Below are 15,753 nucleotides of genomic sequence, written 5' to 3' on the forward strand. Positions count from 1 at the left end.
TGGCAACTGCGTTCCGGTAGCTCTGTCGAGAACAGGGTAGTTGCCGGGCACACGCGACGGTGAAGCCCAACGGCTACACCGTCCGCGAGCCACCTCGCCGCACCGATGTTCGTATGCATACGTCACCGGTACGCTTACGAAGACTCCTCGTAACCCCGACGAATCCGGCCCTCCTGCCATGCCTTTGTCAGGACGTCGGCGATCTGGGCCAATCCCCTCGCGGTGGTCATCTGCCAGTGCGTGGTGGAAACCGCGTGGTTGTGTACGGCCCCGTCGACGATGTCACCCCAAATCGTCGCTCCGACGCGACCTGTCGGGTCGTCCAGGGCGGCGGTGAAATAGAGGACGTCGCCGTGGTAGATCGGCGGGTGGTACGCACTGCGCAGCATCACGGATTGCACGGCGGCGTCGAGTATTCGGCCCACTCGGTCGGAGCCGAAGGAGGCGAACGGTTCGGGCAGCTGCGTCAATCGCTGCGGGAGAGCGGCCCAATCCATGTCCGAGGCGGCGCCGAGATCCCCCGCGGCTTCACCGAGCAGGCCGCCGATGAGTTCGGCGACCGGTACCTGCCCGGCGTCGGTGACCACGGTGCCGGGCGGATCGGCCATGTAACTGTCCATCACCGCCAGCAGCGCGACCCGCTCGCCACCGCGCTGCAATTGCACCGCGATCTCGTGCGCGAGGACGCCGCCGAAGGACCACCCCAGCAAGTGATAAGGCCCGTGCGGTTGCACCGATCGAATCAACTCGACGTAGCGGGTCGCCCATTCCTCGATCGAATCCGGCATCGCGGCGGCGGTGGCCAGCACCGGAGTCTGCAACCCGTAGATGGGTCGTTCGGGGTCCAGGTAGGCGGCCAGTCCCGCGTAGGACCAGGAGATGCCGGAGACCGGGTGCACGCAGAACAGCGGCGCGGCCGAGCCCGCGGGACGCAACGGCAGCAGCATGTCGAACGCCGCCTCCGTTTCCAGGCTGCCGGCGGCGCGACGGGCGAGGTCGGCGACCAATCCGCTGGGCGTCGGCGTCGTGAACACCCGCATCACCGGCACCTTCGTGCCCAGCACGGTCGACAGCCGCGCGGTGAGCTTCGCGGCGATCAGCGAGTTGCCGCCGTGCTCGAAGAAGTTGTCGTCCATACCGAATCGGTCGAGGCCCAGCACCTCGGCGAAGGCGCCCGCCACGGATTGCTCCACCGGCGTGGCGGGCGCGCGGTATACCCGCGCACGGAACGCGGGGGCGGGCAGCGCACGACGGTCGAGCTTTCCGTTGTCCGTCAACGGGATGGTATCGAGCACCACGATCGCGGCGGGCACCATGAAAGCGGTCAGGAATTCGGTGACCCGGGTGCGGAGGTCGGCCGGGTCGAGGCGCGCGCCCGCCTCGGGCAGAACGTATCCGACCAGCTGATCCCCCAGCACGGGGTCGGTCCGCACCGCCGCGACAGCCTGACTCACCCCCTCGCACCGCAGCAGCGCCGTCTCGATCTCTCCGAGTTCGATCCGGAACCCGCGCAGCTGCACCTGCTGGTCGCCACGCCCCGTATAGGCCAGTCCGGACCCCACCCAGCGGGCGAGATCGCCCGATCGGTACATCCGCGAACCGGGTGGCCCGAACGGGTTCGCCACGAACCGGGTCGCCGTCAGGCCGGACCGACCCAGATAACCCCGCGACACCTGACCACCGGCGACATAGATTTCTCCGGAGGTTCCCCGCGGCACCGGATGCAGCCGCTGATCGAGCACATAGGTGTCGAGGCCGGGCAGGGCACGGCCGACGAGGGCAGCCGGACTGTCGATCAAGTCTTCGCCGATCGGCAGGAACGACACGTGCACGGTGGTCTCGGTGATGCCGTACATGTTGACCAGCCGCGGCGCGTTGCCGGGGTGGCGTTCGTACCAGCGCCGCAGCTGCCGCAGATCCAGTGCCTCGCCGCCGAAGATCACATAGCGCAGCGCCGACCCGCCGGTCGCGGCGTCCCGGTCGGTGTCCACGAGCTGGTAGAACGCCGAGGGTGTCTGGTTCAACACCGTCACCTGCTCGCGAATCAGCAGCTCCCGAAACGCTTCCGGGGCACGCGAGGTGGCGTAGTCGACGATCACGACGCTGCCTCCGGTCGCCAGCGCGCACCACAACTCCCACACCGAGAAGTCGAACGCGAAGGAATGGAACAACGTCCACACGTCGTGCTCGTCGAACCCGAACAACGGCCGGGTGGTGGTGAACAACTCCACCGCGTTGCGGTGTGTGACACCGACGCCCTTCGGCACACCCGTGGAACCGGAGGTATAGATGACGTAGGCGAGATGGTCCGGCCGCAGCGGCGCCGCGCGCTCGGCGTCCGTGACCGGATCATCCGGGAACCCTTCCGCCCGCTCCAGCAGCACGACCGGAAGGTCGTTGTCCGGCAGGCCGGATCGTTGCGCGGCTGTGGTCAGTACGCACACCGGCGTCGCATCGTCCAGCACGAACGCCAGCCGCTGCGCCGGGTAGGTGAGATCGATCGGCAGGTAGGCCGCACCTGCCGCCAGCACGCCGAGCAACGCGGCCGGCAGTTCCTCCGTCCGTGCCACAGCGACAGCGACAACGGATTCCGGCCCCGCACCCGCCGCGATCAACGCGCGGGCGATCCGATTCGCGTGCCGGTGCAACGCATCGAAGCTCACCGTGGCCTGGTCGAATCGGATGGCGGTGGCATCGGGTCGCCGCCGCGCCTGCTCGCCGACCAGCTCCGGCAGCGTCGCAGCGGGCGCCGCGACGCGGGCCGCCGCGTCCTCGCCGAGCAGGATCGCGCGTTCGGACGCGCTGAGCAGATCGATGTCGCCCACCGGCACGGTGGGATCGGCGGCCACCGCCGCCAGGATGCGACCGAAGCGCTCCGCGAAGCGCGCTACGGTCTCGTCGTCGAAGAGGTCGCTGGCGAAGGAGAATTCCGCGTACAGTCCTACGTCGTGGCCGGAGTCGGCATGCAGCGCCGCGGTGTTCTCCCGGAGGCTGAGCGACAGATCGAACTTCGCGGTGCCGACCTCGAAGTCGACTTGCTCCAAACGCATTTCGGGCAGGTCGAATCGCTGTTCGGGCAGATTGTCGAAGCTCAGCGACACCTGGAACAGCGGGTGTCTGGCGGTCGAGCGTTGCGGGTTGAGCAGTTCCACCAGGCGTTCGAAGGGCAGGTCCGCGTGGGCGAATGCCCGCAGGTCCGTCCTTCTGGTCCGGGCGAGCAGTTCCGCGAAGGACGATTCGCCCGGCACCTGCGTGCGCAGCACGAGAGTGTTGACGAACATGCCGATCAAGTCGTCGAACTCGGGCTCGCCGCGTCCCGCCACCGGCGTGCCGACCACGACATCGTCTGTGCCGGACAGCCGCGCGAGCAGGACCGCGAAGGCCGCGTGCACGACCATGAACAGCGTCACGTTCTGGTCCCTGGCCAGGGACCGCAACTGCCGATACAGCTCGGCGTCGACCGTGAAGTCGACGCGGCGACCGGCGAAGGTCTGCACCGGGGGCCGGGGACGGTCGGTCGGTAGCGGCAGTTCGTCGGGCAGTCCCGCCAGCGCCGAGCGCCAGAATCCGATCTGCTCGCAAAGGGGGCTGTCCGGGTCGTCCTCCGAGCCGAGCACGTCGCGTTGCCACAGACCGTAATCCGCGTATTGGAGCGGGAGCGGCGCCCAGTCGGGCGCGACCCCAGCCACGCGCGCGGTGTAGGCGAGCATCACGTCCCGGGTCAGCGGCCCCATCGACCATCCGTCGGCGCTGATGTGATGGGCGACGAAGACCAGGACGTGTTCCTCCTCGGACAACCGCAGCAGCGCGGCGCGCAACGGGAGTTCGACGGTGACGTCGAAACCTCTCCGGACGACCGCGTGGACTCGCTCGGCGAGTTCATCCGGGCTGATCCGCACGGGCAGCAGATCGAGCGGAACGTCGGAGGCTTCGAGCACCCGCTGCACCGGACCCGCGGGAGTCTGCGGGTAGACCGTACGCAACGTCTCGTGGCGGCCCACGACATCGAGGACGGCTTGCCCGAGGGCAGCCGGGTCGAGCCGGCCGACGAGCCGGACGGCGACCGGGATGTTGTCGACGGCGGAGGCGGTGTCGAACTGGTTGAGCAACCACATTCGTTGCTGGGCGAGCGACAGCGGAATCTGTTCCGATCGTGGGCCTGCCGCCGGCGTACGACGGCCCACTGCTCCCGCGTGGCGTTCGGACCGCGAGGCCAGCCCGGCCACCGTGGACGCCTCGAACAGGGCGCGCACCGGGACCGATGTCCCCAGTGCGGCGCCGAGCCGGGCCGCGACCTGTGTGGCCAGCAGCGAATTGCCGCCGAGGGCGAAGAAGTCGTCCTCGGCCCCCACCTGGTCGACGCCGAGCACGTCACCGTAGATACCGGCGACGATCTCCTCGATCGGCGTGGACGGCGCCCGGTAGACCGCGGGCGCGACCTCCGGTGCGGGAAGGGCGGATCGGTCGAGTTTGCCGTTGACGGTGAGCGGCAACCCGTCCAGCACGACGAACGCCGACGGCACCATGTACGACGGCAGCAGGGCGGCGAGCATCGTCCGCACCCGGGCGGGGTCGAGTTTCGCCGAGGCCTCCGACGGCACCAGATAGGCGACCAGGCGGTCACCGGCCTGAGCGTCGGTCCACGCGGTCACCACCGCCTGTCCGATCTCGGGGAGGCCGCGCAGGGTGGTCTCGATCTCTCCGGGTTCGACGCGGAAGCCACGGATCTTGACCTGGAAGTCGCTGCGGCCCCGGTATTCCAAGACGCCGTCGCGATTCCACACGGCCAGGTCGCCGGTGCGATACATGCGCTCACCGGTGCCGAAGGGGTCGGCGATGAACCGCTCCGCGGTCACCGTCGCCTGTCCGCGATAGCCGCGCGCCAATTGCGAACCCGCCAGATACAGTTCGCCCACGACACCGTCGGGCACCGGTTGGAGACGATCATCGAGCACGTACACCCGGTTGTTCCACTCCGGGACGCCGATGGGCACGCTCGCCTCGTCGCTCGTGACGACCCGGTGGCTGGTGATCGAGACCGCCGCCTCGGTCGGCCCGTACAGATTGAACAGTTCGGTGCGCGGATGTTCCCGGCGCAACCGCTGCGCGAGTCCGGCGGGCAGCGCCTCACCGATGGCCAGTACCCGCCACAGCGAATCGGGTAGCCCGACCGTGAGCAGAGCCTCCAGCATCGACGGCACGGCGTGCAGGGTGGTCACCCATTCCCTGGCCACCAGATCGGCGAGATAGGCCGGATCGCGGTGTCCGTCGGGTGCGGCGATGACCAGCCGCCCGCCGCAGGCCGCCGCCGACCAGAATTCCCACACCGACAGGTCGAACGTCGCCGCGGTCTTCAGCAGTATCGCGTCGGCGGCGTCGAGGCCGAACTCCAGGATCTTCCACTGCAATTGATTGGCGATCGCGGCGTGCGGCACCGCGACGCCCTTCGGACGACCGGTGGAGCCCGAGGTGAAGATCACGTACGCCAAGTGCTCCGGTCGCAGCGGGATGATGCGCTCGGCATCGGAGACCGATGTCGCGTCGAGTCCGGCGAGATCGAGTTCGGGCAGGCGCAGCACCGGCGCGACATCCGTGTCGAATCGTGTTCCGGCCAGCACACAGACCGGGTCGGCCGCCTCCAGGACATAGCGGACGCGTTCGGCGGGCTGATCCGGGTCCACCGGCACGTACGCGGCGCCCGACTTGGCCGTCGCGTACATCGCCACGACCAGGTCCACCGACCGCGGCAACGCGAGCGCCACCCGGTGCTCCGGACCGACGCCTCGCGAGATGAGATACCGCGCGAGTCGATTGGCGCGCGCATCCAGTTCGGCATAGGTCAGCTCGGTGGCGCCTTCCGGCGCGTCGGCGACCAAGGCGACGGCATCCGGCGAATTCGCCACGGTGGCGTCGAACAGCGAAACCAGTGTCGCCGAGGCGTCGACCGGCCGCTGGGTGGTGTTGCGCCGCCACAGGATCTCCGCGCGCTCCGCCTCGTCGAGGATGTCGATCTCGGCGACCGCGGTCTTCGGAGTACGCGCGACCGTCTCCAGCACCCGCGACAGTCGCGCGACGATGTCACGCGCTGTCGAGGCGTCGAAGAGGTCGGCGGCGTAGGTCAGGAAGCCGTGGATACCGGCCGCGGCGCCGGACTCGGCATAGGTGTCGGTGACGATCAGGTGCAGGTCGAATTGCGACAGACCGGTGTCCGGATCCACGGCGGAAACCGTCAGACCCGGCAGCTCGAGGATGGCCTCGGACAGGTTCTGGAATGAGAAACCCACTTGGAACAGCGGGTGGCGGGCGGTGGAGCGAACCGGATCGAGCACTTCGACCAGCCGCTCGAACGGCACATCGCCGTGGGCGAACGCCTGAATGTCGGTATCGCGTTGCCGAGCCAGCAGTTCGGTGAACGGTTCACCGCCGTCGATCCGGGTGCGAAAGACCAGAGTGTTGACGAACATGCCGATGAGGTCGTCCAGCACGGCTTCACCACGGCCCGCGATCGGGGTACCGATGGCGACGTCGTCGGTCCGACCCAGCCGGGACAGCAGCACCGCGAAGGCGGTGTGCACCACCATGAACAGCGTCGCGCCGTGGTCGTGGGCCAGGTCGGCGAGGGCCTGATGGGTTGCCGCGTCGACGTGGACCGCCACCTTGCCGCCGGCGAAGGACTGCACGGCCGGACGCGGCCGGTCGGTGGGCAGATCCAGCTGATCGGGCAGGCCGGCCAGGGCGTGACGCCAGTAGGCGATCTGCTCGGCGGCCAGGGAGTCCGCGTCGCTTTCCGAACCGAGGAGTTCGTGCTGCCAGATGCTGTAGTCGGCATATTGCACGGGCAGCGGCGTCCAGTTCGGCGCCGCACCCGCCGCGCGTGCGCCGTAGGCGACCATCAGGTCTGTGGTCAACGGACGCAGGGAGAAGCCGTCGGCGCTGATGTGGTGCACCACCAAGGCGAGCACGTGCTCGGTGGGGCCGGGTCGGTCCACCTCGGCGACACGGAACAGCGCCACCGCGACGGGAACTTCCACGGTTACGTCGAAGGTGCTCGAAAGGAAGTCGCCGACAACGGCTTCCACGTCACCAGCCGCCACCGTGCGAACCTCGAACCGCGGCGTGGCTCGCTCCGGTGCGAGGATCACTTGCGTGGGCCCGTGCGCGGTCTGCGGGTAGACGGTGCGGAGGATTTCGTGCCTGGTGACCACGTCCACGATGGCGGCGCGCAACGCGTCCACATCGAGCGCTCCCGTCAGCCGCACCGCCATCGGAACGTTGTAGGCCGCCGATCGGGTGTCGAACTGGTTGAGGAACCACATCCGTTGCTGCGCCGAGGACAGCGGAACATGCTCGGGCCGCCGGTGGGCGGTGAGCGGTCGCCGCCCGCCGGAGCCCGCGTACCCGGCCAGCCGGGCGGCCAGGGCAGCGACGGTCGACGCCTCGAACAGCATCCGAACCGGCACCTGGGCCTCCAGCACCGTGCCGAGCCGGGCCGCGGCCTGGGTGGCGAGCAGCGAGTTGCCGCCGAGGCGGAAGAAATCGTCGTCGGCGCCGAGTCGCCGGGTGGTGCGCAGCAGGTCGGCGAACACGTCGGCGACGGCCTGTTCGAGCGGCCCCGACGGCGGCCGGAACGGGGCGTTGGGCAGCCGCGGCTCCGGCAGCGCGCGCCGGTCCAGCTTGCCGACCGGAGTCAACGGGATCTCGTCGAGTACGACGACGGCCGTCGGCACCATGTGGGCGGGCAGTGTGCGCCCCACTTCGTCGACGAGTGCACCGGTGTCGATGGACGCGTCCGGCGCGGGCAGCACGTAGGACACGAGGATGGTCGCACCGGCATCGGTTTCCCGCCCGACCGTGACCGCGAAATCGATGTCCGGACGGCGGGACAGCACGGCATCGATCTCTCCGAGCTCGATCCGGAAACCGCGGACCTTCACCTGGAAGTCGTTGCGGCCGACGTAATCCAGGACGGTCTGCTCGCCGGTTCGGCGACGGCGCACGACATCGCCGGTCCGGTACAGCCGCGCGCCGGGCGGACCGTAAGGGTCGGCGACGAACCGGGCCGCGGTGAGCGCGAAGCGGTCGTGGTAGCCGCGCGCGAGCTGGCCGCCAGCGAGATACAGTTCGCCGGCGACGCCGTCGGGGACCGGGCGCAGCCTGCCGTCGAGCACCAGCGCGCGCATGCCCCGGATCGGCCCGCCGATCGTCACCGGTTCGTCGGGCGACAGCGGATCGCTGATATTGGTCATGATCGTGGTCTCGGTCGGCCCGTAGCCGTTGTAGAACTCGCGGGTCCGCCTGCCGGAGATCGGCTGCACCCAGCGTCGCACCAGCTCCGGCGGGCAGGCCTCGCCACCGGCGATCACCACCCGCAGCCGGTCCGGTCCGGCCGGATCCATCGATGCCAACGCCGCGGGCGTGACGAAGGCGTGGGTCACCCGTTCACGGCGCAGCACCGCGGTCAGATCGTCGCCGCCGTAGACGGTCGGTGCGACCACCACCATGGTCGCCGCGCCCCCGACGGCCAGCAGCAACTCCAGCACCGATGCGTCGAAGGACGGCGAGGCGAAATGCAGTGTGCGCGAAGCGCTTGTCACGCGATAACGCTGGCGCTGCTCCGCGCAGAAGCTGGGCAGCCCGGTGTGGGTGACCACCACACCCTTCGGTGTGCCCGTGGAGCCGGAGGTGTAGATGACGTAGGCGGGGTGCTCCGGACGGAGCGGTCGCGTCCGGTCCCGGTCGGTCACCGGGTCGGTGCTCTGTTCCCCGAGTCCGCGCGTGAACTCGGCGCTGTCGATGACCAGCCACTCCACCCGCTCGTCGGGTAGGTCGCCGCGCACCGCGCCGACGGTCAGGCCGAGTACCGGGCGCGCGTCCGACACCATGTGCGTCACCCGCTCGCGCGGATAGTTCGGGTCGACCGGGACGAAACCCGCACCGGTCTTCGCCACGGCCCATACCGCGAGCACCGACTCCGGTGACCGCGGAATGCCCACGGCCACGAGATCTTCGGGCCCGATGCCGCGCGCGATCAACGCCCGCGCCAATCGTGTGGACTGCTCGTCGAGTTCGACGTAATCCAGTTGGGCATGCGTTTGGGAGCCGTCGGCGAAGATCACCGCGACACCGTCGGGGTTCTCCTCCGCGGCGGCGGTCAGCAGGTCCGGCAGCAGCGCGACGGCAGCGGGCTCGACCCGGTTCGGTGGCACTGTCGCAGGGCCCCCGGACACCGCGCGCCGGGCCTCTTCCGGCTCGAGGATGTCGATGTCCCATACCGCCGTCGACGGTTCCTCCGCCGCCGCACTCAGGATGCGCGCGAATCGGGTAAGGAAGGAGCGGATGGTCGATTCCTCGTAAATATCGGTGGCGTAAGCGAATACGACGTCCATCTCGCCGATTCCGTGGGCGGCGTGCCGGGGTTCGATGAGCACTTGCAAGTCGAATTTGGCGGTGACCTCTCCGGTGTCCAGTGCGGTGACGGTCAGATCGGGCAGCTGCAAGGTGGGTTGCTCGATGTTCTGGAACGACAGCATCACCTGGATGAGCGGATCGGCCACAGCGCTGCGGGCGGGAGCGACTTCTTCCGCCACCCGCTCGAAGGGGATGTCCGCGTTGCCGAAGGCCGAAAGAGCCGCTTCGCGGGAGCGTTCGACGAGGTCGTAGAAGGTTGCCGCGTGATCGGCCACGACGCGCAGCGCGAGGGTGTTGACGAACATCCCGACGAGGTCGTCGAGTGCTCGTTCGCCGCGTCCGGCGATGGGGGTTCCGATGACGATGTCGGTGCCGCCGGACAGGCGTGCCAGCAGTGCGGCGAGAGCCGCGTGGACCACCATGAACAGGCTCGCGTTGTGCTCGCGCGCGATCCCGGCCAGCCGTTCATGCACCTGTGCCGGGATGGTGACCGCCGTCGCCGCGCCACGCGTCGACGGCGTGCCGGGACGGGGGCGGTCGGTGGGCAGCTCCAGCGGCCCGGAGAGCCCGGCCAGCTGCTCGCGCCAGTACGACAACTGCGCCGCGGCAACCGAAGACGGATCGCTGTCGGAGCCGATCACGGCGTGCTGCCACAGGGCGAAGTCGGCGTATTGCACCGGCAATGGCGACCATGACGGCGCGCCGCCGCCGGTGCGGGCGAGGTAGGCGGTGGCCAGATCGCGGGCGAGCGGGACGAGAGACGACCCGTCGGCCGAGATGTGGTGCACCACCAAGACCAGCAGATGTTCGTCGCCGGAGCTGAACAGCCGCAGCCGAATCGGCGCGGACGCCGTCACGTCGAATCCGGTGGACATCAATCCGGTCACCATGTCCGCGACGCCGGTGGCGCCGAACTCGACTACCAGTCCATCCGGGAGTACGGCGTCGACCGGCAGGATCTCCTGGTACGGCAGCCCCTCCGGGTCGGCTGGGTAGCGGGTGCGCAGCGCCTCGTGCCGCACCAGCACGTCGACCACCGCCTGATGCAGTGCGGGCTGGTCGAGGGCGCCGGTCAGCCGCAGGGCGAAGGGCATGTTGTAGGCGGGGGAATCCGGATCGATACGGTTGAGCAACCACATCCGCTGCTGCGCGAGGGAGAGCGGGACCCGCTCCGGTCGAACCGAACGAACGAGCGCGGGCCGGGCGGGCGCGCCGTGAGCGGCGACCCGGGCGGCGAGAGCGGAAACCCGGGTCGCCTCGAACAAATCACGCACCGTGACCCGCGCGTTCAAAGCTTCGTTGACGCGCGCGACGGCTCGGGTGGCCAGCAGCGAGTTGCCGCCGAGCGCGAAGAAATCGTCGTCGAGACCCGCCCGGTCGACGCCGAGCAGATCGGCGAACACCTGAGCGATCGCCTGCTCGACAGGCGTGCGGGGGGCACGGAACTCCTCGGCCTCGAATACGGGTTCCGGTAGTGCCCTGCGATCGAGTTTGCCGCTGGTGTTCAGCGGCAGCTCCGCCAAAGCGACCACCGCGGAGGGAATCATGTACGCGGGCAGCACCGCGGCGACCGCCGCGAGCAGGTTTCCCTGGTCGATGACCTCGCCCGGTCGGGGGACGGCGTAGGCCACCAACCGGTCGCCCAGAGGCGCTGCCACCACCGCCGCGACCGCCTGGCTGACCGACGGTTGCGCGAGGAGGGCGGTCTCGATCTCGCCGAGCTCGATGCGCTGGCCGCGGAATTTGACTTGGGAGTCGGTGCGGGCCAGATATTCCAGTCGTTGTGAACGGCCCGCGTTCGGTGCGCGCCACACGACCAGGTCGCCGGTGCGGTACATCCTGCTTGCGGCCCGGAAGGGGTTGGCGACGAACCGGGTGGCGGTCTGCGCGGACTGGCCGACGTAGCCGCGGGCGAGCTGCTCTCCGGCGAGATACAGCTCGCCGGGCACGCCGGCGGGCACCGGTCGCAGTCGCGCGTCCAGCACGTAGACCTGCGTGTTCCATTGGGGTGTGCCGATCGGCACCGCCGGTTCCTCGGCGGCGCCCGCGGGCCAGGACGTGACCGAGACCGCGGCCTCGGTGGGACCGTAGAGGTTGTGCACCCGTGCGCCGGTGACCGCGCCGACCGCGTGCACGGTTCGCGGTGGCAGGGCTTCGCCGATCACGAGCACCTCCCGCAGCGTGGGCAGGGATCCGGCGGGCAGGTGCGCGGCGAACTCCGTGAGCATGGAGGGCACGAAGTCGGTGACAGTGACCCTCTCCGCGCCAATGGTTTCGGCGAGATATGCCGGGTCGCGGTGTCCGTCGTGATCGGCGACGACGAGTTTCGCGCCCGACCGCAGCGGCATGAGGTAACCCCACAACGAGACGTCGAAGGTCGTCGCGGTCTTCTGCAGGTACGCATCTCCCGGGCCCATCGGATAGTGGGCGAGCATCCACGCGATCTGGTTGTCGATCGCCTGATGCGAGACCATCACGCCTTTCGGCCGTCCGGTGGAGCCGGAGGTGAAGATGACGTACGCCGGGTGCTGGGGAAGGACGGGGCGCAGCAGTTCACCGGCATCGACCGCCGTGCCCGGCAGCAGTTCGGTCCGGACGGTGTCCAGACACAGCACCGGCATGTGCGGCGGTATCGGCACCGCATCGGTGGTGCTGCTGAGTACGCACACCGGTTCGGCGGTGTCGAGGACGTGTCCGATGCGTTCGGCGGGGTGATCGGGGTCGACCGGCACGAACGCCCCACCCGCGGTGAGGATCGCGTACATGCCGACGACCAGATCCACCGAACGCCGAACCGCCAGTCCCACCAGCGATTCCGAGCCGACACCGTGGCCGATGAGCACTCGCGCGAGCTGGTTGACCCGCTCATCGAACTCGCGATAGGTCAACTCCTGCTTCGCGTCCGCGATGGCCACCGCATCGGCGTGCCGCGCGACAGCGCGCCGGTATCCGTCGAGCAACGGCCCAGGGGTGATCGGATAGCGCGTGTCGTTCCAGTCGCGCAGGATCGTGGTGCGTTCCTCCGCGTCGAGCAGCTCGATGTCTCCCACCACACGATCCGCCGACTCGGCCACGGCGGCGAGGATCGCGCGGTATCGCCGGGCGAATCCGGCGACGGTGGCTTCGTCGAACAGGTCCGTGCAGTAGGTGAACCCCGCCGCGATCCCCAGCGGGGTGCGGTTGTCTTCGCGCGGCAGCATGGTCAGCTCGAGATCGAACTTCGCCACCGGCACCGGCACGTCCACCGCCGAAACCGTCAGCGCGGGCAGTTCCAGCGTCGAGGGCGCGAAATTGTGGAAGGTGAGCATCACTTGGAACAGCGGGTGATGCGCGCTCGACCGCACCGGATCCAGCAACTCCACCAGACGTTCGAACGGCACCTCGGCATGCCCGAACGCTTCGATGTCGTCGCCGCGCACCTGCTCGAGCAGGTCGGCGAAGCCGCGGCCGGGGTCGATCTCGGTGCGCAAGACCAAGGTGTTGACGAACATGCCGATCAAGTCGGACACCGCGGCGTCACCGCGACCGGCCACCGGCGTGCCGACGGTGATGTCACGCGTGTTCGACAACCGTGCCAGCAGCACCGCGAAGGCGGCGTGCGCGACCATGAACAGCGTGGCGTCATACCGGCGCGCGAGGCGGATCAGCGCCGCGTGCGTGGGCGCGTCGATCGTGAACTCGTAGCTCGCGCCGCGCCCGGAGAACACCGCGGGGCGTGGCCGGTCCGCGGGCAGATCCAGCCGCTCGGGCAGGTCGGCCAGCCGCTGGCGCCAATACCCGATCTGGCGGGCGAGGATCGAATCCGGGTCTGTCTCGTCCCCGAGCATCTCCCGCTGCCACAGCGTGTAGTCCGCGTACTGCAGCGGCAGCGCCGCCCAGCCTGGGGCCGCGCCGGCCGCCCGGGCAGCATAGGCGGTCATCAGGTCGCGGGTCAGCGGCCCCATCGAGGAACCATCGCCCGCGATGTGATGGACCACGCACACCAGCACGTGGTCGCTGTCGTTCAGTCGCAACAGCCGCACCCGCAGCGGCGGCGCCACCGTCACATCGAAGCTTTCGCTTATCGCCGACAGCGTGTTCTGGGGTATCTCGGCCTCGCCGATCTCCCACACCGTCAGCTCCCGGACCGCCAGCGGGTCCGAAATCGCATGCACCCGTTGGCTACCGGAACCGTCGTGCTCCGGGTAGCTGGTACGCAGCACCTCGTGCCGCTCGACCAGATCATCGATCGCCGCCCGCAGAGCAGCGACATGCAGCCGCCCACGCAGACGCACCACAAGCGGGATGTTGTCGGTCGCACTCGCCGGGTCGAACCGGTTGAGAAACCACATCCGCTGCTGCGCATAGGACAACGGCACCCGCTCGGGTCGCGGCATCGGCCGCGGCGCCGAATCGGACCGTTCGGTCAGCTCGGTGAGCCGTTCGGCCAGTTTCGCCACCGCCGAGGCCTCGAACAGCAACGTGACCGGTACCCGCACACCCAACTCCGCACCGATACGCGCCGCGGCCTGCGTGGCCAGCAGCGAGTTGCCACCGAGTTCGAAGAAGTCGTCGTCGACGCCGACCCGGCCGGCATGGTCACCGCCCTGCGGCAGCAGCACGGCGGTGAAGGTTTCGGCGACCAACCGCTCGGTCGCTGTGGTGGGCGCCCGGAATTGCCGTGCGGCGAGCACCGGTTGCGGTAATGCGGCGCGATCGAGTTTGCCGACGGGGGTGAGCGGCAGATCGTCGAGCACCGTGATCGCACCCGGGATCATGTACACGGGCAGCGTTCGTGCGACGAATTCGAGGAGGTCGGTGGTGTCCACCCCGACCCGGCCACCGGCCGGATTCTCCGCGGACACATGGCGCGGCAGCACATAAGACACCAGCGTTTGCGCCCCCGAGGGCAGTGTCATCCCGAGCGTGACCGCATAGTCGACGTCCGGATGCGCGGTCAACGCGGTGTCGATCTCGCCCGGCTCGATCCGCAAGCCGCGGATCTTGACCTGGAAGTCCACTCGGCCGTGATATTCCAGCATCCCCGCCGTGGTGCGCCGCACCAGATCACCCGTGCGGTACATACGGCCGCCGGCTGCCGCGGTGAACGGGTTGGCCACGAATCGTTGCGCGGTCAACCCGGGACGCCGCAGATAACCTTCGGCCAGTGCGGGTCCGGACAGATACAACTCACCGACCACTCCCGGCGGCACCAGACGTAATCGCGCATCGAGGACATGCGCGCCCAGCCCTGGGACCGGCGTGCCGATATGCGGCGAGTCGTCCACGGCGAGCGCCGCGGTGCCGGTCGCGACGACCGTGGTCTCGGTCGGGCCGTACAAGATATGGAACGCCCGGCGCTGCGCCCACCTCGCGACCAGTTCGCCACCGACCCGCTCACCGCCACACAAGATCGCGCGAAGGTCGTCGAGCCCCGCCGGGTCCAGCGATTCCAACGCCGCCGGGGTGATGCACAGATGCGTAACCCGCTCCCGCCGCAGCAGGTCGGCCAGCTCCACACCCCCGAACACCGTCGGCGGCGCCACCACCAGCGTCGCGCCCGCCGAGAACGCCAGCAGTATCTCGACCACCGAGAAATCGAAACTGGGAGAACACAAGTGCGTCACCCGCGATCCCCGCGTCACTTGCCGTGCGGTGACCTCGTGCTGAACCAGACCCGCCAGACCGGCATGAGTGACCGCGACCCCCTTCGGCCTGCCCGTCGACCCGGAGGTGTAGATGACGTACGCCACATGCTGCTCGGTCAACGGCCGCAGTCGGTCCAGATAGGAAATCGAATGCGCCGGCTCGGCGGCGATTCGCTCCCTGTGTACGGCGGCATCGAGTTCGACCCACTCAACAGCACCAACCGGTAGCCCAGCCCGGTCCGCCGCGACGGTCACACCCAGCACGGCGCCGGAATCCGCGAGCATGTGCGAAACACGCTCCGCTGGATGACCCGGGTCGACCGGCAGGTAGGCCGCGCCCGTCTTCGCCACCGCCCACACCGCCAGCACCGACTCCACCGACCGCGTCAGAGCTACCGCTACGACGTCACCCGGCCCCGCCCCGAACTCGATCAGGTAGCGAGCGAGCCGCGAAGACTCCTCGTCCAGCTCTCGGTAGGTCAGCTGGCGCTGATCAACCGGGTCCCCGCTCGGATTGAACCGAAGCGCGACCGCGTCGAACGCCGTATCGACCGCCGCCGTCAGCAATTGCGGGAACAGGCGATTGCGTGATCGGGAATGGTGGACGCGACGTGCGGAACGGCGTGTTGCGGTCATGCGGTGGGGTCACTCTCTACATCGAGCAAAATGCGCCCCGGCAATGAAGCAGCAAGCAAGGCCTCGAATGCTCGAACCCATG

General features: G+C 69.1%; 1 protein-coding gene. It reads right to left on the reverse strand.

Going from position 1 to position 15,753, the window contains the following annotated elements; translation table 11 throughout:
• Positions 1–134: 134 nt before the first annotated feature.
• Positions 135–15,671, reverse strand: a complete 15,537-nt coding sequence (locus M8859_RS12570; protein ID WP_249644243.1) for a non-ribosomal peptide synthetase — start codon at positions 15,669–15,671, stop codon at positions 135–137.
• Positions 15,672–15,753 lie beyond the last annotated feature (82 nt).

Source organism: Nocardia sputi (genome assembly GCF_023501985.1).

Coding starts and splice junctions, on each gene's coding strand:
- M8859_RS12570 (WP_249644243.1), bottom strand. CDS start 15,671: ATGACCGCAACACGCCGTTCCGCACGTCGCGTCCACCATTCCCGATCA.